The 21,616-nt window shown below is 70.2% G+C and carries 5 protein-coding genes (1 of these 5 running past the window's edge); all 5 read left to right on the top strand.

What is annotated here, in order from left to right; all coding sequences use genetic code 11:
- Tightly spaced (each overlapping or abutting the next), the 5 genes in view from OIE53_RS11805 to OIE53_RS11785 form a layout consistent with a single transcriptional unit that may run on beyond the window.
- Nucleotides 1–4,343, top strand: the end of a protein-coding gene (locus OIE53_RS11805; RefSeq protein ID WP_327026650.1) for a non-ribosomal peptide synthetase/type I polyketide synthase. It extends 5,593 nt beyond the left edge of the window; only the last 4,343 of its 9,936 coding nucleotides appear in the window; its start codon lies beyond the left edge, outside the window; it ends in the stop codon at nt 4,341–4,343.
- Entirely contained in the window at nt 4,340–5,587 is a 1,248-nt protein-coding gene (locus tag OIE53_RS11800; protein WP_327026649.1) for an ACP S-malonyltransferase, read from the top strand. The genes OIE53_RS11805 and OIE53_RS11800 overlap by 4 nt, the downstream gene beginning before the upstream one ends.
- Nucleotides 5,584–10,170, top strand: coding sequence for an SDR family NAD(P)-dependent oxidoreductase (locus tag OIE53_RS11795; RefSeq protein ID WP_327026648.1), 4,587 nt, complete (start codon nt 5,584–5,586; stop codon nt 10,168–10,170). The genes OIE53_RS11800 and OIE53_RS11795 overlap by 4 nt, the downstream gene beginning before the upstream one ends.
- Nucleotides 10,167–14,864, top strand: a complete 4,698-nt coding sequence (locus tag OIE53_RS11790; RefSeq protein WP_327026647.1) for an SDR family NAD(P)-dependent oxidoreductase — start codon at nt 10,167–10,169, stop codon at nt 14,862–14,864. Before OIE53_RS11795 ends, OIE53_RS11790 begins: the two co-directional genes overlap by 4 nt.
- On the top strand, nt 14,861–21,616 hold the full coding sequence (locus OIE53_RS11785) for a non-ribosomal peptide synthetase (RefSeq protein WP_327026646.1): 6,756 nt from the start codon (nt 14,861–14,863) through the stop codon (nt 21,614–21,616). Before OIE53_RS11790 ends, OIE53_RS11785 begins: the two co-directional genes overlap by 4 nt.

The following is a 21,616-nucleotide window of genomic DNA, read 5'->3' as shown; positions in this document are numbered from 1 at the left end:
TGGGTTTCCGGATCGCGCTGGGCGGTGCGCAGGAGCACTTCGGCGTCGAGTCGGACATGTCGCTGTACGGCAAGCTCGTCGGGGGCGGGATGCCGATCGGCATCATCGCCGGCCGGAGCAAGTACCTCGACGCCGTCGACGGTGGCGCGTGGTCGGACGTTGACGACTCCACGCCGGCGGTGCCAACGACGTTCTTCGCCGGGACCTTCTGCAAGCACCCGTTGACGATGGCCGCGTGCCGGGCCGTGCTGTCCTACCTGCGAGAGCGGGGCGCCACCGAACTCGCCGCTCTCAACCAGGTCACCGCCGACTTCGCGCGTCGCGTGAACGACTACTTCGAGGCGGAGGAAGTGCCGCTGAAGGTGTCGCACTTCGCGTCGCTGTACAAGTACGAGACGCTCGTCCCGCGCGACATGAGCCACATGTCGTTGACGCTGAACCTGTTCTTCAAGCTCATGGTGTTCCACGGCGTCTACGTGTGGGAACGCCGGACCGCCTTCTTTTCGCTGGCGCACACCCGCGAGCATCAGGACCGCATCTTCGAGGCCATCCGCACCAGCGTCGACGCGCTGCGCCGCGGCGGGTTCGACTTCCGGCGGTCGACGTCGACCGCGCCGCGCGGGCTGCCCGCCGGACCCCGGGACGCCGACCTCGCACCGCTCGACCCCACCGCGGTGTCCGAGCAGGAGAAGCGAATCTACGTGCTGTCGCGGATGCGCGGCGGTAACGAGGCCTACCAGATCCTGGCCGGTCTGCGCTTCGACGGTGCCCCCGACCGGGAGCGGCTCGCCGAGGCATTCCAGGCGATCGCCGACAAGCACGAGAAGCTGCGCGGCTACTACGAGATCGACGCGACCGACATCACGGCACGCGTCGCGGCGCAGGTCACCCCGGAGTTCCACCTCTTCGACCACAGGCGCGACCCCGGACTGCGCACCGAGGACGTCGTCGCGGTGATGAACCGGCCGTTCGACCTGGCGAACCCGCCGCTGTGGCGCTACGGCATCGTCATCGACGAGGACGGCACCCACCACCTGCTGCTCTCGCTGCACCACATCATCGCCGACGGCGGAACGATCGACATCCTCCTCAACGACCTCGCCGAGTACCTCGGGCGGGGAGAGCTGACGCGGGTACGGTCCGACGGCTACCCGTCGTTCGTCCGGCAGCAGGCGCGCTCCGTCGGCCTGCCCTCCTACCAGGAACACCGGCGGTGGTGGCTGCGCGAGTTCGAGACCGTCCCGCCGCCGCTGAACCTGCCGACCGACTCCCCGTACCCGCTGGTCAACGACTTCACCGGAACGCACCACTACTTCCGGATCGACGACGCGCTGCACCAGGCGGCCAAGGCGGTCATCGAGCGGCACCGCACCACGCCGTTCATCTTCTACCTGTCGCTGTGGTCGGTGCTGCTAGCCACCGCCGCGGACACCGACGACCTGTGCGTGGGCGTCCCCCTGGACCAGCGGATCATCGGCTCGTTCGACGACACCGTCGGCATGTTCGCCCAGTCGCTGCCGCTGCGCATCCGTACCACCGCGGACACCCGCCTGCCGGACCTGCTCCGCGCGGTGCGTGACACCAGCCTCGCCGCCGTCGAGCATTCGCCCTACCCCTACGAGGTCCTGGTCCAGGAGCTGGACCTCGACCGGGACTTCGGGCGCAACCCCCTGTTCGACGTGATGTTCACCTTCACCAACGCCCGCGAACGCGTGCACCGGTTCGGCGACGTCACCGGCACGTCGGAGGACTTCGGGGTGCCCCGCTCGATGTTCGCGCTCGCCCTGGAGCTCACCGAGCGCGACGGCGGCCTGTTCGGCGACCTGAACTTCTCCGGCGTGTACGGCGAGCGGCGGATGACCGAGCTGGCCGAGCAGTACGTGGACCTGATCGCCAGGGTGGTCCGGGAGCCGGACCAGACGGTGGGCGACCTGTCCCGGTTGGACGACGAGACCCGGGACCGGCTCCTGGCCCTGGGCACCGGGCCGGTCGTCGCGGACCTGCCGGCCCTTGCCGAGATGTTCGACACGGTGGTGCGGGAGCACGCGGGACGACCCGCGATCCGGTACCGCGGCGAGGAGGTCAGCTACGCCGACCTCGCCGAACGGGTGCACCGGTACGCGGGTGTGCTGCGCGAGCACGGCCTCGGTCGGGGTGACCTGGTCGGGCTCCTACTGCCGCCGACACCCGAGCTGGTCACGCTGATGCTCGCGGTCAACCGGATCGGCGCCGCGTGGCTCCCGATGGACGTGAAGGACCCGACGAAGCGGCTCCGGCTCGTGATCGACACCGCCGACCCCACGAGGGTCGTCTGCGGCAAGGAGCTGGCCGCCGCGGTGGAACTCGGCGACATCGCGCTCCATCTGCCGGCGGACACCTCGGTCGACCCGTCCCCGCCGGCCGGGTCGCCGGGCGGGCCGGACGACCTGGCGTACGTCATCTTCACGTCCGGGTCGACCGGTACACCCAAGGGCGTCACGGTCACGAACGGGTCGCTGGCGAACTTCCTCGTCGGCATGCCCGAGGCGCTCGGGTGGGCCGACCAGAAGGTGGTGGGCTGCCTCACCACCCCGTCGTTCGACATCCACCTGCTGGAGACGCTGCTGACCCTGGTCACCGGCGGAACGGTCGTGGTGGCGGGCGAGTCGGAGGTCCGTACGCCAGCGGAGATCGCCGAGTTCGTCGCGGCCAACGGCGTCGAGTACCTCCAGATGACGCCGACCCGGTTGCGCCTGCTGTTCGCCGACCCCGAGGCGGGCCGCGCCACGCTGGCGCGGCTGGACAAACTCGTCGTCGGCGGCGAAGCGTTCCCGGAGGACCTGCTGCCGCGACTGCGGGAGCACCCGTCGCTGGGCGTCTACAACGTCTACGGCCCGACCGAGACCTGCATCTGGTCGAGCGTCAAGGACCTCACCGGGGACACCGGGGTCAGCATCGGTACCCCGATCGCCAACACCACGTTCTACGTGCTGGACGACAACCTCCGGCTGGTGCCCGAGGGGGTGACCGGGAACCTGTGGATCGGCGGGCTGGGTGTGTCGCCCGGGTACCTGCACCGGCCCGAGCTGACCCGCGAGCGGTTCCTCCCGAACCCGTTCGGGGACGGCCGGATCTATCTCAGCGGCGACCGCGCGCTGTGGCAGGGCGGCGAGGTCCACTGCCTGGGCCGGATGGACGACCAGGTGAAGATCCGCGGCTACCGGGTCGAGCTGGGCGAGATCGAACTCGCCATCACCGGGCACGACCTGGTGACCGGCGCAGCGGTGATCGTCCAGGACCTGCCGAGCGGCAGCCAGGTCATCCGCGCGTTCTATCAGGTACGCGAAGGCGGCTACCTGGCGCCGGAGGCGTTGCGCGACTGGCTGGCCGAGCGGCTGACCGACTACATGGTCCCGGCGACCCTGGCCGTGGTGTCGGACATCCCCATGACGACGAGCGGCAAGGTCGACCGCAAGACGCTGGTGGCACAGGCCGGCCAGCCGGTGGAGCCGGGGCGTCCCGAGGAGCGGGGCACGGGCGTCGCCCAGGAACTAGTCACGGCATGGCGCAAGGTCCTCGGCGAGGTTCCGATCGGCGCCGACGAGAGCTTCTTCGACCTCGGTGGCAACTCGTTCAGCCTGGTCCTGCTGATGGAGGAGCTGCACCAGCGGTTCCCGGGCATGCTCGACGTGAGCGACCTGTTCGCGAACCCGACGATCGGGAAGCTCCGCAAGCTCCTGGATTCCAGGCTCGCCGGGCAGGAAGCCGACGCGCTGCTGACCGGTTTCGGTGTCCAGCTGCCCGAATCGTGGTTCGCGCACGACACCACCGCGGACGGCCGGGTCGAGGCCGTGCTGCCCGCACGGACCATGGCCACCCTGCGACGGCTGCGTACGAGCGGGGCGCAGGATCCGGCGGACCTGGCACACGTCGCGCTCGCCGTCACCCTCCACAAACTGCTCGGAACGGACGACATCTCGCTGTGCGTCGTCGACGACGACGCCCGGGCGACCGTGGTCCGGTTCGACTTCGCTGGCACGGCCGACCTGGCCGACGTGCTGGCCGACTACCGGCGGCAACGCGACCACAACGACCGGCTCGACCTGCAGCGGTTCGTCGCCTGCCGGGGTGTCGACCGCACCGTGTCCGTCGCGTGCGGCAGCGCCCGGCAGGTGGCGGAGGCCGACCTCCTCCGCCACTTCGACGTCGTGTACGCGATCGACGTCCTGGCCGACCCCGTCGTGGTCCGGATCGACCACGCCCGCGAGGTGGACCCCGCGCGGGTGGAACAGCTGATGGGCGGCCACCTGAAAGTCCTCGGAATCCTGGGCAGGCCCGCGTCGAAGAAAAAGGTACAGTCATGAAAGATCTCGTGATCGTGTTCCCGGGGCAGGGTTCCCAGTTCGCGGGCATGGGCAGGAAGTGGTTCGACGAGCACGAGAGTGTGCGGGACCGCTTCGGGCAGGCGTCCGACATCGTCGGATACTCGCTGGCCGACCTGTGCTTCACCGCGCCGCCCGCCGAGGTGACCAGGACCAGGTACGCCCAGGTCTCGCTGCTGGTGCTCAGCTACTCGATGTACGAGGTGATGACCGCAGGGCGGAAGGTGCCGGTCTCCTACCTGACCGGGCACAGCCTGGGGGAGATCACCGCGCTGCTCGCGGCGGGCGCGCTGACGTTCGAGGACGCGGTACGCCTGGTCAAGGTGCGCGGTGAGGCGATGGAGGGCTGCGCCGCAGACAGCGGCACCGGGATGATCGCCACGGTGCGGATGCCGGTCGCCGACGTGGAGAAGTGCGTCGAGGACTTCAACGCGGCGGGTCACGACGTGCAGGTCGCCAACTACAACGGTGAGCTGCAGACTGTGTTGTCGGGCAGCCTGGACGGCCTCAAGGGTATGACCGCCTACCTCGAGGACCGTGGGGCGAGGGTGGTGAAACTCAACGTCGCCGGCGCGTTCCACAGCACGTTCATGGCCGGCGCGCTGCCCGAGTACACCAAGGCGCTGAGCGAGGTCACGATCACCGAGCCCGCCGTCCCGGTCTACAGCAACGTCACCGGCGAGGCGTACGAGAGCGCCGAGGCCATCCGGGAGACGCTGGCCGTCCAGCTGACCAGTCCGGTCCGGTGGAGCGACATCGTGGCGTCCCTGGTGGACCGTAAGGCAGCGGTGTGGATCGAGGTCGGGCCGAAGCAGGTCCTGAAGAGGATGCTCACCGGTGCCGTCGGCTCGGGCGAGGTGTACAGCCTGGACGAGGAGCCCGATCGGGTCGGCGCGGTGCTCGACCACCTCGTCGAGCTGAAGAAGCGCGAGCCCGGGGTGGTCGGGCTGTGCCTGGGCGCCGCCGCGGCCACCCGGAACCGGAACTTCGACGCCGACGAATACCACAACGGCGTCGTCCTGTCGTACCGCAAGCTCCAGGAGCTGAGCAAGCTCGACCAGGAGTCGCTCTCCGACCAGCAGAAACAGACCGCGTTGGACCTGCTGCTCACCATCATGCGGACAAAGCGGGTCGCCGAGGCCGAGCAGCGGGACCGCATCGAGTCGATCCTGCGCCGCACCCGTGAGGTCGGCCTCCGGACGAACGAGGGGGCGCTCGCCACATGAGCTCCCTGCTCGATCTTGACGACCTGGACCTGACGGAGCCCCCGGACGGTGCCGACGTCCGCGTCACGCGCTCCAGCCCACGGCGCAGAGCCGAACCCGTCGCCGTCATCGGGATGAGCGGTCGGATCGGCGAGGCGGAGAACCTCGACGAGTTCTGGTCGAGGCTGCTGCGCGGCGAGGAGGGGTACCGCGACCTGCCGGAAGCCCGACGTGCCGACGTCGACGCCTACCTCGCCGCACGCGGCGTGCGGCTGCCGATCGCGGCCGAGCGCTACTCCGGCGGCACCCGGCTGCCCAGCGTGTCCGAGTTCGATTACCGGTTCTTCTCGCTGTCCCGGCAGGAAGCCAAGGCGATCGACCCGAATCAGCGGATCTTCCTGGAGACCGCCTGGGCCGCGCTCGAAGACGCCGGCTACCTGAACAAGGACATCGGCGGTGGGAAGGTCGGCGTCTACGCGGGCATGTCGGCCGACTTCGGCGAGGACTACCGAGCGATCATCCAGGCGGTCGACCCCGGCGCGCCCGAGATCGCGGTCGCCGGCAACATCCGGTCGATGATCGCCAGCCGGATCGCCTACCTGCTTGACCTGCGGGGACCGTCGTTGCTGGTGGACACGGCCTGCTCGTCGGGCCTGGTCGCCGCGTACACGGCGTACCGCGCGATCCAGAACGGCGAGTGCTCGATGGCGATCGTCGGCGCCGTCAAGACCGACCTGCTCCCGGTCGACGCCGACGACGAGTCCGGCATCGGCCTCAAGGACATCCAGGACACGCTGGCCGCAGACCGGCACACCCGGACGTTCGACCAGAAGTGCGACGGCACCACCGCCGCTGAAGGGTGTGTCGTCTTCGTATTCAAGTCACTGGAACGGGCGCGGCGCGACGGCGACAACATCCACGCCGTCATCATGGGCGGCGCGATCAACCAGGACGGGGCGTCGAACGGCATCACCGCGCCCAACGCCGACGCGCAGGCCGACCTCATCACCGAGGCCCTCGCCGACGCCGGGGTCAGGGCCGAGCAGGTCAGCTTCATCGAGGCGCACGGCACCGCCACCAGGCTCGGCGACCCCGTCGAGGTCAGCGGCATCGAGCGGGCGTTCTCCCGACAGACCGCCCGCAAGCAGTTCTGCGGTATCGGCACGGTCAAGACGTACATCGGCCACATGGACAACGCCTCCGGCCTCGCGGGGCTGGCCAAACTCGTCCTGTCGCTCAAGCACCGGGTCCTGCCGGCGAGCCTCAACTTCGAGGAGCCCAACCAGAACATCACGTTCGCGCAGACGCCTGTATTCGTCAACGACCGGACGGTGGCCTGGTCCGACGACGAGCGGGAGACGCTGTTCGCCGGCATCAACAGCTTCGGCCTGAGCGGGACGAACTGTCACCTCGTGCTGCGGAGCGCGGACCCGGAGCCGGCCGCCGACCGTGCCGGCATGGGCTCGCCATCCTGCTTCCTGCTGCCGCTCAGCGCCCGGAACGCCCCAGCGTTGACCAGGCTCGCCGAGCGTTACCGCGATTTTCTGTCCCGTCACGAGGTGGACCTCGCCGATCTCGCCTTCACCGCGTCGGTCGGCCGGTTGCACCACGGCGTGCGCGCCGCGTTCGTCTTCGAGAGCCAGGCGGAGCTCGGCACGCTGCTGACCCGGTTCGTCGAGGACGGCGAGGGCAGGAGCGCGAATCCGGACCTGAGCCGGGGCACGTTTCGCCTGGTGCTGGAGCGTGGCGAGAAGCGCGAGCCGCACGACCTGCTGTACTCCGAGCACGACGAGCTGAACCGGGAGGCCGCAGCGGTCGTGGCCGGCACCGCCGTGGCGCCCGACCGCGCCGCGCTGCGCGGGTTGGCATCCCTCTACTCGCGCGGCGCCGAGGTCGACTGGCAGCGGGCCGCGCCCGAGGGCGGCCGCCGGACATCGCTGCCCACGTACCCGTTCGAGCGGACGCCTTGTTGGATCGACCCCGTCGACCAGGGCCGCCGGGGCCTGGTCGACGGCGCGGACGTGGTGCGCTCGCTGCACCGCGACATCGTGGTGTGCCGGCTCGCCCCCGAGAACTTCTGGGAACTGGCCGAACACCGCATCCACGGCGTCAGCGTGCTACCCGGTACCGGGCTGGTCGAGATGGTCGTGATGTCGGCGCGGCGGCTCGGCCTGGCCGAGTCGGACGTGACGCTGCGCAACGTCTTCTTCGCTGCCCCGCTCGCGGTGGCCGACGGCGAGGAGAAGGAGGTGCACGTCATCTTCGAGACCTCGGGCGACATCAGTACCGTCACCATCGCCAGTCGGGGCGCCGACGGTGACTGGGTGGAGAATGCCCGGGGCGAACTGGTCCGCGACGTCGCCGCCGGGCCGGTCGCGTCGCTCGACGTCGAGGGCCTGCGGCGGCGGTTGGACCGGCCACTGCGGGAACCCGAGGGCTCCGATCGCGCCAAGGGGCTGGACGTCAGTGAACGGTGGACCGCGACGTTGGGCGCCGGGCACGCCGACCCGGAGTCGACCGAGCTGCTGTACGAGTTCGAGCTGCCGTCGCGGTACCGGTCCGAGTTGTCGGACTACGTCCTGCACCCCTCGCTGTTCGACACCGTCATCAACGCGCCGAGCAACGTCTACGACCAGGAACGGTTGTACCTGCCGTTCTCCTACGGCGTGCTGACCGTCCGCGACTCACTGCCCGCCCGGGTGCTCGCCTATTTCCGCAAGCGGCCCGAGTCTGTGGCCGGTGCGCTGTACGCGTTCGACGTGACCGTGGTCGATCCGACCGGCCGGGTGCTGCTGACGGTGGACAACTACTGCATCAAGTCGGCGGTCGACCTCGACGTCACGGGGCCCGGCGAGTACGGGTACGTCCAGACCTACCGACGCGTCGCCCTGCCGACGCCGTCCCGGCGCGGCAGCGGAACCGTCCTGCTCTGTGGAGATGTCGGTACCACGTTCGCCGGCGTCCGGGGGCACCTCGAAGCGGCCGGCTACGACTGCGTCCAGGTGTCGAGCGTCACCGACGCGGTCGGCGACGAGCGGCTCGGCGAGCGCCGCGAGTTCGCCTTCGGCGTGGTGGGTTGCCAACCGGCCGAGGGCGACCCGCTCGCCGACCCGAGTGAGCCGGTCGAAGGGGCGTTGGGCCTGCTCAAGCTCATCTCGGAGCGGCAGTTCGGGTTCGTCGGCGGACTGGTGGTCCTGACGCACAACGCGCTCGCGGTCACCGGTGACGAGACAGCGCTGCACCCCGGCCAGGCCGGCCTGCTCGGCATGATGCGCGTCGCGGCCCTGGAGTACAAGGCGCTCGGTATCCGGTGCGTCGACAGCGACGAGCACACCGGCCCGGCGCTGCTGGTGGGTGAGGCCACCAGCGTTGACCGGCCGCCGTTCCTGCTCTACCGCAACGGGCACCCGTACGAGCCGCAGGTGAAGCGGCAGCCGATCCCGCTGCCCGACGGTGACCGGGCGCCGCTGTCCGGTGGCGACGGGGTGACCGTCATGTCGGGTGGCACGGGCGACCTCGGCACCGCCGTTGCGCGGCACCTGATCCGGCGGGGCGTCCGCAAACTCGTCCTGCTGGGGTCCGACCGGGCGGCCGAGACCCGGCCGGAATGGGCGGAGTTCGAGCGTGATCTGGACGTGTTCGAGGTCGTCCGGCTCGACCTGGGCGACCGGCGGGCCGTCGAGGGGACGGTGCGCGACCTCCGCGCGCGGCACGGCCGGGTGTCCGGCGTGCTGCACCTCGCAGGGCGGCCCGGCGTCGGGTTCCTGTACACGAAGAACCTCGACGAGTTCATGGCGGTCTACCGGCCCAAGGCACTGGGCGGGGTGTACCTGCACGAGGCCACCCTGGCGGACCGGCCCGACTACTTCGTCGCGTTCTCCAGCATCGCCGGGCTCCTGCTCAACCCGGGCCAGTCCGACTACACGGCGGCGAACCTGGTGCTGGACAGCCTGGCCCAGTACCGCGACCGCGAGCGGCTACCCGGCCTGAGCATCCAGTGGCCGGCGTGGCGCGAGACCGGCATCGCCCAGCGCATGGACGCGGCCGACGAGGACGAGTTGTTCCCGCCGCTGGACACCGCCGAGGCGGTGGACCTGCTCGACGCCCTGATGACCTCCGGTGGCCATCCGCCGGTGCTCATGCCCGGCCGGATGCGGAAGGCGACCCGGCAGGTGCCGCGCGACGCCGGCCGGAGCGCGGTCGGGCGTGCCGTCGAGGTGCACGGGCTCGAAGAGGTCGGCGACCTCGAACGGGGCGTAGCGGAGATCTGGGCGGAAGCGCTCGACCTCGACGTGCTCGACGCGCACGAGGACTTCGGTGACCTCGGCGGCAACTCGCTGCTGACGGCGCAGATGCTGAAGCTCTACGACGAGCGCTACCCGGGTCTGATTGACATCACGGACCTCTTCCGCCACACCACCGTCGCCGCCCAGGTGGCCTGCCTCAGGGCCAGGCTGCACCCGGACGAGCCGGCCGCCGAAGGGCCGCCGCCGGCAGTCAGGGCGGACGAGAGCGACATCGACAAACTGCTGGACCTGCTGGAACAGGGCTCGATCACGGTCGGCGGCAGCCAGGGCCTACTTGAGGAAACGGAAACCAGATGAGCAGCGTGAAGGATTTCATCCTCGAGCAGTTCGTCAACAATCAGATCGACCGTGACCGCACCAAGCGGTTGCTGCTCGAACTGTCGAAAGCGAACCTGCACGAGGACATCGCGGTCATCGGACTGGCCGGTCGGTTCGCCGAGGCCAAGAACGTCGACCAGTTCTGGGAGTTCCTCAAGGTGAGCCGGGACTGCATCCGGGACTATCCGCAGTCCCGTAAGGAGGACATGTACGACATCCTCCGCAACCCGTACTACGCGGAGGTCATGCTGGGCCGGCCGGTCGACGAGGCCGACCTCGACCGGCTCTACTCGGTGAGCGGTTATCTGGACCGGATCGACCACTTCGACTCCCGCTTCTTCGGCATCCCCCCGCTCGAAGCGGACTACATGGACCCGAACCAGCGCATCGCGCTCGAAGTGGCGTACGAGGCGCTGGAGAACGCCGGCTACGGCGGCGAGAGCGCGATCGGGTCGAGGACCGGAGTCTTCCTCGGCCGCGACCAGTCGAACTACTCCTACTACCGCATGTTCTCCGAGCGGCATCCGATGCAGCTGTCCGGCTCGTGGGAGGGGATGGTCGCCAGCCGCATCTCCTACCTGCTGGACCTCAAAGGCCCCTGCATCATGACCGACACCGCATGCTCCGCCGGCAGCGTCAGCGTCCACCAGGCCATCCAGTCACTGCTGCTCGGCGAGTGCGACATGGCCCTGGCGGGCGGCATCAACCTGTCCTCCGGCGGCGAGCCGAAGACCAGCTTCCTGTCCGGCGCGACGATGGACAACGTGGTCTCCGGCGACGACAGCGTGCGCACCTTCGACGCCCACGCCAACGGCACGCTGTGGGGCGAAGGCGCCGGCATCGTGCTGCTCAAGCCGCTGAAGAAGGCGCTGGCCGACCGCGACCACGTGCGCGCCGTCATCAAGGCCTCCGCCATCAACAACGACGGCACGTCGAACAGCATCACCGCGCCCAACGCGCTGATGCAGGAGCGGGTCATCCTCGACGCCTGGGCCAAGGCGGACGTGCCGGCGGAGACGATCACGTACGTGGAGGCCCATGGCACCGGGACCGTTCTCGGTGACCCGATCGAGGTCAAGGGCCTGACCAACGCGTTCCGCCGGCACACCGACCGCAAGCAGTTCTGCGGTATCGGATCCCTCAAGACCACCATGGGCCACATGGTGGCCGCGTCCGGGTCGGCCTCGCTGGCGAAGGTCGTCAAGTCGCTCGAATCCGGCCTGCTGGCGCCCTCGGCGAACTTCGAGGTGCCCAACCCCTACATCGACTTCACCGACAGCCCGCTGTACGTCAACGACCGGCTTATGCCGTGGGACACCAACGGCGAACCCCGGCGGGCCGGGATCAGCTCGTTCGGCTTCATCCGCACGAACTGCCACATGGTGTTGGAGGAGGCACCCCGCTACCGCGCCGGGCAGCAGCTGCGGGAGCGCTACTGCTTCACCGTCAGCGCCAAGACCGAGGCGGCCCTGACCGAGCTCCTCGACGGGTACGCGGCCGTGCTGGCGGACAGCCCGTGGTCGCTCGCCGACATCTGCTACACGTCCAACATCGGCCGAGGTCACCACGAGCACCGCGTCATGGTGATCGCGGCGACGAAGGAGCAACTGGCCGAGTCGGTCGACCGGCTCCGGCGGCGCGGTCTCGGCACCGACGAGCAGCAGGGCGTCCACCACGGCGTACACGCCGTCGTCAGCGACAAGCGGAGCGACCTGGGTCCCGGCGACATCACGGCCCAGACCGGCAAGCGGCTCTCCGACTCGGCCAACGCCAAACTCGCCGAGTACCGCTCGCGGGGCGACAAGGCCGCCCTCACCGAGCTGGCCAACGCCTACGTCCGCGGCGCCCGCGTCGAGTTCGCCGAGTTCTACGCCGACGAGCCGCGTCAGCGGGTACCCCTGCCCACCTACCCGTTCGAGAAGATCCGCCACTGGGCCAGGCCCATGCGCACGAGCGTGCGGAGCTTCGGCGGCACCGAGACCAACCCCCTGCTGGGCGCGGAGATCAGCCGCTCGGACGCCGCGATCGTGTTCGAGAACACGCTGTCGGTCGACCGGCACTGGGTGCTGTCCGACCACCGCATCGAGCACCGGCCCGTGGTGCCCGGCACGACGTACCTGGAGATGGCGCGTGCCGCGCTGGCCGCGGTGGAGAACACCGGCAGCATGCGGTTCGAAAACGTGTTCTTCCTGGTCCCCCTCGCCGTCGAGGAGGGCGAGGAGACGACCGTGCGGACCCGGCTGGACCGGCTGGAGCGGGGTTACTCCTTCCAGGTGGCCAGCTCGCAGGGCGGCGAGTGGATCACGCACGTCGAGGGTCGGATCAGCCCGCTGGGCGACGCTGGCCCGGCGGCACCCGTCGACATCGACGCCCAGAAGCGCGCCGCGATCGAGGTGACCGACCCGTACCCGACCGAGACCGACACGGGCGTGTTCCAATTCGGTGCGCGCTGGGACAACGTCCGGGCGGTGTGGAGGCACGAGACCGGCGCGTTGACCCTGCTGCGCCTGCCGGAGGGCGTGCCGAGCGAGACATTCGGCCTGCACCCGGCCAAGCTCGACAACGCGGTGAACCTCATTTCGCAGAACAGCGGCGAGACGTTCCTGCCGTACATGTACAAGAGCTTCGTCCTGCACCGGCCCATGCCGGAGACGTTCTACTCGCTGATCCGTACCGTCCGCGACGACAGCCACGAGGGCGAGACCATCACCTACGACGTGGACCTCGTCGACGTCGACGGTGAGCCGTTCGCGCGGATCACCGACTACACCGTGAAGAAGGTCGACTGGCAGCGGTTCAGCCTGGCGGGACCGCGCCGCTTCCTCCAGGTCGAGTGGCTCGCGGTGCCGCGGGTGGCGGCGGAGGCGGCCGGCGGCGCGGTGTGGGCGCCGGTGGTGCTGGACAACCCGGCCGGCAGGCGGCTGGTCGTCGCGGTCGAGGCGCAGGGACACCGGGTCGTCCCGTGTTACGTCGGCGAGCGGACCGACCAGAGTCGGAACGTGTTCGCCCTGGACGAGGCCGGCGCGGAGCTGGTGGCCGCACGGCTGCGGCAGGAGGGGGTCGACGGCGTCCTGTTCGCCACCGACTTCACCGCACCCGACGTCGCCGGCGAGGCGGCGCTCACCCCCGGGCAGCGGCGGGCAGCCGGCGTGGACGCGCTGTTCGAGCTGTACCGCGCCTTCGTGGCGCACCGGGTCAAACTCACCCGCGGTTTGAAGGTCCTGGGCGGACACGCCTGGCAGGTCGGGCCCGGCGACGGGGTCACCGATCCGTACTCCGCCGCCACCGAAGCGCTCGCGCAGGTGGTCGGGCAGGAGCACCGGCACCTGCGGGTGGACGTGCTGGACGCGGGTGCGGACGTGGACCTGGACTTCCTTGTCCGGGAGGCGTTGGGCGGCTCGGGCGGTGCGCTGCGGGCGATCCGTGGCTCGCAGAGCTACCTGCGGCGCCTGCGATACGCCGAGACGGCCGACGAAACGGGCGAGCCGCTGTACCGGGGCGGGACGTTCCTGGTCACCGGTGGTGCGGGCGGCCTCGGCCTTGGCATCGCCGAGGAGATGGCCCGCGAGGGCGCCGAGCGGATCATCCTGCTGGGCCGCAGGCCCCTGGCCGAGGAGATCGCGCGGCGCGTCGAGAAGATCGCCGGTGCCGAGTACGTCGAGTGCGACGTGTCGCGGGAGGCCGACGTGCGCGGCCTGACCGCGCGCCTGCGACAGGAGGCCGTGACCCTCAGCGGCATCGTCCACGCCGCGGGTGTGGCGGGCGACGGGTTCCTGGCGAACAAACCCCGTCCGGTCTTCGACGCCGTGCTGGCGCCCAAGGTCGACGGCAGTGTCGCCCTGGTGGAGCTGGCGAAGGAACACCCCGGCGCCTTCCTGGTGTTCTTCTCGTCGATCACCGCGATCACCGGCGGGCAGGGGCAGGGCGACTACTGCAGCGCCAACGCGTTCATGGACTCCCTGGCGGTGCGGGCGCGGACCGAGGGCGTCCGCGCGCTGTCGATCAACTGGCCGACGTGGTCCGAGGTCGGCATGGCGGTGCAGTACGGGATCGGCGACGGCGACTCGCCGTTCCGCGCCCTCACCGTGAAGGACGGCCTGGCCTGGCTGAGCCACTTCCTGCGCGACCCGGCCGATGGCGTCATCCCGACCCGGTTCGACCTCGGGGTGCTGCACGAACGGCTGGACGAGATGCCGTTCCTGCTCGACGACGACGTCGCCGACGCCGTCGCGCGGGCGGGTGCGGGCGGGTCGTCCTCCGGCGGCGAGACGACCGAGGTCCGGGTCGTCGGCCTGTCCGACCCGAACCAGATTCAACTGAGGATCGGTGCGGTCTACGGCGCGGTGCTCGGCATGGCGGAGGTCGACGCCCACATGAGTTTTCAGGACCTGGGCGGCAACTCGCTGATGACGGCGCAGCTTCTGCAGCGGGTCGAGGACGTCTACCCCGGGCGAATCGACATCGCCGACCTGTACTCCTACGCGAGCGTCGCCAGCCTTGCCGGCTACATCGAGGAGCGCATCGCGGCGGAGTCCGGCCCGGCCGAGCCCGGCGCGGCGGACTTCGGGGATATGGACCAGTCACTCCAGGACGTCCTGGCGGAGATCGGCGACGCGGAGCTCACCACCATGTTCGCCGCCGACGCCGACGGTGCGGGGAGGAACCAGGCATGAGGTCGAACGCCGAGCTCAAGAAGGACCTGCTGCGGTACCTGCTCATGCAGGTCAAGCAGGAGGCGCTGGACGTCGACCGGGCGAAGGAGTTCATCCGGGCGATCGGTGACGACGGCCGGGACGCCGACGACCGGATCGCCGTCGTCGGCATGGCCTGCCGCTTTCCCGGCGCGTCGGACAAGGAGCAGTTCTGGCGCAATCTGGTCGACGGCCGTGAGTCGATCGGCGACTTCCCGCCGCTGCGCCTGGACGACCTCCGGCGGGTCGAGGGCGGGACCTCGGCAGTCCGCAAGGGCGGCTACCTGGACCGCATCGACCTGTTCGACGCGGAGTACTTCGGCATCCCGCCGCACGTGGCGACGCAGCTCGACCCGTACCACCGCAACCTCCTGGAGGTGCTGGTGGAGACGATGGAGGACGCCGGATACGCCAGGAGCGAGCTGTACGGTTCCAGGACCGGCATCTTCGTCGGCAACGACCACACGCACCGGCTGATCACGTCATACCTGCCGTTCCTCTCGGAACTGGACTTCGCGGCCATCACCGGCTCGTGGTCGGGCATCCTGGCCAGCCGGCTGTCGTACCTGTTCGACCTCCGCGGACCGGCCACCGTCATCGACACCGGATGCTCGTCCGGCCTGGTCGCGGTGGACGCGGCGATCAAGGCCCTCCGCAACGGCGACTGCGACACCGCGTTCGTCGCCGCCATCAACCTCTTCCTGTCGCCGTCCAGCCTCGGCAACGAGACCGAGTCCGCCGACCACCGGGTGCGGGCCTTCGACGCCGCAGCCGACGGGACGGTGTGGAGCGAGGGCGTGGCCGGGGTCTACCTCAAGCCGCTCTCGCGCGCGCTCGCCAACGGTGACCACGTCTACGGCGTGCTCCTCGGCAGCGCGGTCAACAACGACGGCCGCAGCAACGGCCTCACCGCCCCGAACGCGCAGGCGCAGAAAAACCTGCTGGTCAGCGCGTGGAAACGCGCCGGCATCGCGCCCGAGTCGGTGTCCTACATCGAGGCCCACGGCACCGGCACGACGCTGGGTGACCCGATCGAGGTCAAGGGATTGACCAGCGCCTTCGCCGAGTTCACCCATCGCCGGCAGTTCTGCGCGATCGGCTCCGTGAAGACCAACATCGGCCACACCGTCGGGGCCGCCGGACTGGCGTCACTGATCAAGACCCTGATGTGCCTGGATCGTCGGACCATTCCGCCGTCGATCCACTTCGACGTGCCGAACGAGCTGCTCGACCTGGCCAACAGCCCGGTCTACGTCGCCGACCGGCTCACCGAGTGGGAGGAGGGCGACACCCCCCGCCGCGCCGGCGTGAGCAGCTTCAGCCTGAGCGGAACGAACTGCCACGTCGTGCTGGAGGAGGCGCCGGCCCGAGCGGCCGTCTCCGACCAGGCACGCCAGCCGCGGGTCTTCCCGATCTCGGCGCGGAACGAGGAGCTGCTGGCCCGAACCGCGGCGCTGCACCTGGAGCACCTCGACCGCCATCCCGAGCACCGCCTGGCCGACGTGTGCTTCACCATGCAGGTGGGCCGCGAGCACCAGGCCGTCCGAGCGGTCATCCTGTGCGAGACCCGTGCCGGCCTGCGCGACGGCCTGCTCCGGCTGCTGCGTCCGGAGCAGGCCGACGACTCGCCCTCGGTGGACGACGGCGCCGTGCTGCGCGAGGACGCGCCGTGGCGGTTCGGCGCCGGCTCCGGTCACCTCCGCGACGCGGTCACCGCCTTCCTGGCGGGTCGCGCCCGGCCGTTCGCCGACCTCGACCGGGACGCGGGCGTGCGGCGGGTACCGTTGCCGCCCCAGCCGTTCCAGCACGTGCGACTGTGGGACGAGACGGTCCGGGCGCATCCGGTTCCCGGCGAGAGGGAGCAGGAACCGGCCGACCCGGTCGACCGGCTCCGGGTCATCCTGTCCCGGCCGTCGCACCTCGAAGGGCTCCAGGGGTCCGACGGGGACGCGGTGCCCCGCAAGGTGATCGCCGGGGTGTGGTCCGGCATTCTCGGCTACCCGACGATCCGCGACGCCGACGACTTCTTCGCCCTCGGCGGCGACTCGATCTCGTCAGTGAAGATCACGCAGTTGCTCAACACGGTGCTCGGCATCGACCTCCCGCCGACCACCCTGCTGACGAAGCCGACGTTCGACGAGTTTGCGGAGGTGGTGATCCGCGCCCACGGGGTCGACGAAAGCCTGATCCGGTCGAGGTTGAGCGGGTCGACCCGCCGCCCGGTGCCCGTGGAGCACGTCGTCGAGTCCTACGAGCTGCCGCTGACCGCCGCCCAGCGCAGCATGTTCGTCTCCAGCCAGGTCGACGAGGAGTCGGTGGCGTACAACGTCAGCGGCCTGACGATCCGCCCCGGCACGCTCGACATCGCCGAGCTGGAGGAATGGCTGCGCGTCCTGGTGCGACGGCACGACAGCCTCCGCTCGACGTTCCATCTGCGGGATGGGGAACCCTTCCAGCGGGTGCACGCGGAGGTGCCGGTCGCGGTCGACCACCGCCGGCTCGGTGCCCCCTCGGAAGGCGACAGCCACGAGAGCGCGGCCCGCCGGGAGATGCAGCGGTTCGTCCGCCCGTTCCTGCTCGACAGCGCCCCGCTGTTCCGCGTCGGCTACTTCGAGTTCGACGACGGCGTGTCGTGTGTGGCGATCGACATCCACCACATCATCACCGACGGCACCTCGATGGGCATCCTGTTCCGGGACCTCGGAGCTGTCGCGGACGGCGCCGCGCTGCCGCCGCTGCCGTCGAACTACCGGTCGGCGATCCGCGGGCTGCTGGAGCGGCAGAACGGCACCGACATGGTGGTGCACCGCGATTACTGGGTCGCTCGGTTCGCCGACGGCGCGCCGACCCTCCAACTCACCACGGACTGGCAGCGGGCGGAGGTCGCCACCGCGGCGGGCGCGACGCTCTTCGCGTCCGTCGACGGCGAGACGCTGGAGGCCGCCAAGCGGTACGCGCGGGCGCACAACCTCACCCTCTACATGGTGCTGCTCGGCGTGTTCCAGCAGTTGCTGTCCCGGCTGAGTGGTCAGAGCGACGTCGTGATCGGCGCACCGGTGATGGGCCGGCCCGACCTGACCTACCAGGATCTCGTGGGCATGTTCGTCACCACGCTGCCCATCCGGGTCACCGCCGCGCCCACGACCGGCGTCGGCGACTTCCTCGCCGGCCTGCGAACCACCGTGCTGGAGGCGTTCGAGCACCAGGAGTACCCGCTGGAGTCCCTGGTCGAGGAGCTGAACCCGCCTCGCGTACCCGGCCGCCGGCCACTGTTCGACGTCTGCTTCGTGCACCAGAACACCGACATGGGCCTGGAGCCCGACGACGAGCGGATCCTCCCGTTCGACGACGGCAGCGCCAAGTACGACATCACCCTGAGCACGCGGGAGGCCGACGGCGCGCTGCTGCTGGAGTGGGAGTACTCCACCGCCCTGTTCCGCGAGGAGACCTTGGCGCTCTACTCGGAGCGCTACACGACGCTACTCAGGTCCTTCCTCGCCGCCGCCGCCGACACTCCGCTGGGCATGCTCGACCTGATGCCCGACCGGGAGGCCGAGCTGATCCGGACGTTCGCGACGGTACCCGCGCCGTCGCTTGACTCCCGCGGTATTGCGCGGCTGTTCGAAGAACATGTCGCCGCCGCCCCCGACCGGACGGCGCTGATCGCGGACGACCGGAGCCTGACGTACGGGGAGCTGAACGTCAGGGCCAACCGGATCGCGCACGGCCTGATCCGTCTGGGCGTGACACCCGGTTCACCGGTGGCGCTGCTGCTGGACCGCTCGATCGACATGGTCGCCGCCATCCTCGGTGTGCTGAAGGCGGGGTGCTTCTACCTGCCGCTGAACACCGACTTCCCGCCCGAGCGGCTGCGAATGATGGTGCAGGACGCGGGCGCGGGCCTCCTGCTCACCTCCGACGCCCGCAGCGGGCAGGCGGCGGAACTGATCTCCGAACGGCTTCGGATCGTCGGCGTCCACCCGCTCGTGGAGTCGACGGCCGAGAGCGGGAACCCGGGACTGCCGGGCAGCAGCGCCGACGAGGCCTACATCATGTACACGTCCGGGACCAGCGGTGTGCCGAAGGGGTCGGTGATCCGGCAGCGGAGCGTGCTGCGGGTGGTCCACCAGTCCGTCTTCTACGCCGCCGATCCGAGCGACGTTTTCCTCATGATCTCGGAATACTCGTTCGACGGCTCCATCTACGACATGTTCGGGGCGCTGACCAACGGCGCGTCGCTGGTGCTGCTGGACAAGGCGTCCGTGCTGGACCTCGACCGGCTCGGTGCCGCGATCGAGCGGCACGGGGTCACCAGCTTCTTCATCACCACGGCGATGTTCAACGCGCTGATCGACCACGCGTCGGGGTCGCTCGGCACGGTCCGCAGAGTGATCTTCGGTGGCGAGATCGCCTCGCCGGCGCATGTGAAGCGGGCGTTCGAGCTGCTCGGGCCGGGGCGGATCAGCCACGCCTACGGCCCGACGGAGACCACGGTCTTCGCGACCATCCACACGCTCGACGCGATGGACCCCGACGACGCCATCCCGATCGGCACGGCCATCAACGACACCTCGCTGTGGGTGCTCGACGAGCGGCTGGAGCCGGTGCCGGTCGGCGTCGGCGGCGAACTCTACATCGGCGGGGCTGGCCTGTCCGACGGCTACCTGAACCAGCCCGAGCTGACCGCCGAGCGGTTCGTGTACTCGCCGGCGGTGCCGGGGGAGCGGCTCTACAAGACCGGCGACATCGTCACCTTCAAGACCAACGGTCTGCTCTACTACACGGGACGCCTCGACCAGCAGATCAAGCTCAGGGGCTATCGCATCGAGCTGGCGGAGATCATCCAGGTCGCCCTGAACGAGCCTTTCGTCCGCTGGGCGCACGCGGGTCTGTACGAGGCCGCCGAGGGCAGCAGGAGCCTGTGCCTCTGGGTCGGGTACGTGGACGACCAGGACCACGGGTCGGCGCTGCGGGCGGCCCTGTCCCGACGGCTGCCCGACTACATGGTGCCGTCCTTCATCGTCAAGGCCGACACGGTTCCGTTGAACGCCAGCGGGAAGGTCGACGTGGCGGCGCTGCCGAAGCCCGACTTCACGGCGGGGGCGACGGCGGCGGCGCCGGAGACCGACTCGCTGCGCGTGGTCGCCGACGCGTGGCAGCACGTGCTGGGCATCCCGGTGGACGACATCGACGCCGACTTCTTCGCGCTGGGCGGCGACTCGATCAAGGCGATCCAGATCGTGGCCCGGCTCCGCGAGCAGGACATCACGATCCGGGCCGCGGACCTCCTCGGCAACGCGACCATCCGGTCGCTGGAGGAGAAGCTGTCCGAGTCCGCCGGCGCTGGCAGCGGGCTGCGGGTGTACGACCAGAAGCCGCTGTCCGGGCCGATCACGGCGAGCGCGATCCAACTGGCGTTCCTCGACGACCCGGACGCCCGGACCCGGGTGTTCAACCAGTGCCTGCTGGTCACGCCGGCCGAGCCGGTGTCGCTGGAGCGCCTGGTGCGGGCGGTGGAGCGGCTCGTGCGCCATCACGACATGCTCCGCGTCGAGGTGGACGAGCAGGGCGGGCTCCGCCTGCGCGACGTCGACGCCCCGACGCTCGTCCACGGTGAGCAGGCGCCGGACGGGCTCTCCGACGACGCCCTCGCCGAGTACCTGCGGACGGTGCAGGCGCGGGTCGACGTGCGGGGCGGCCCGGTCGTCAGCCTGGCCGCCGGACTGGGTGAGGGGGGCGCGCGGTTCGCCATCGCGATCCACCACCTGGCCGTGGATGTCGTGTCGTGGGGTGTCCTGCTGGAGGACCTGGCCATCAGCCTCGCCGACCCGGACGCCGAGCTGCCCGCCAAGACCATGCCGTTCCCGGCGTGGACGAGGGAGGTCGAGCAGCGCGCCCTGGACGGCGGCTTCCGCGCCCAACTGCCCTACTGGCTCGACCTGGCGCGCAGCGCGGGCGAGGCGGGCGAGGTGTTCGCCGAGCGCGACGTGAAGCGGTCCGAGACCGCAGCGACGGTCGTGCGACTGACCGAGACCGACGACTTCTCGCTGTTCGCCGCCGCCCGGGAGGTGCACGGAGCGAGCCACGCCGAGATCGTCCTCACCGTCGTCGCGCGGGCGCTGGCCTCGGTGACCGGCCAGCAGCGGGTGCTGTTCGCCCTGGAAGGGCACGGCCGCGAACCCATCGCGGGGGACCACGACCTCAGTCGGACGGTTGGCTGGTTCACCAGCACCTTCCCGCACCTGGTCCAGGTGGAGCAGGGCGTGGCGGACACCGTGGACGCGGTGCGGCGGTCGTTCGACCGGCTGCCGGACAAGGGCGCCGGCTTCGGTCCCCTGGTGCGGATCGACGCCGGCCTGGGTGCGCAACGGAGCGCGCTGACCGCAGTCCGGCCGCAGATCGGCTTCAACTACCTGGGCGGCCAGGACAGCGCCGACGGCATCAGCTTCACCCATCTCCCGGGGGACATCACCACCGACGGGGATCACCGCCTGCCGTACCCCCTCGACATCGTCGCGTCCCGCAGAGGGGGTGAGCTCCTGGTCGAGGTGCGGTACCCACGGGCGTGGGAGGCGAGCGGCACCGCAAAGAAGATCATCGCGGCGGTGGACGAGTCGTTCCACGAAGTCCGAGACGCCCTGAAGTCCGGTGAACCACGGGGCTTCCAGGTCTCCTCGCCGATCCGTCAGGACGTGCTCGCCGACATCCTGCTGGATGTCGGGGGCGGGATCTAG

It is taken from the genome of Micromonospora sp. NBC_01739, from assembly GCF_035920385.1.
Taxonomy (GTDB): domain Bacteria; phylum Actinomycetota; class Actinomycetes; order Mycobacteriales; family Micromonosporaceae; genus Micromonospora.
This window is presented reverse-complemented; position numbering and strand designations above follow the sequence as displayed.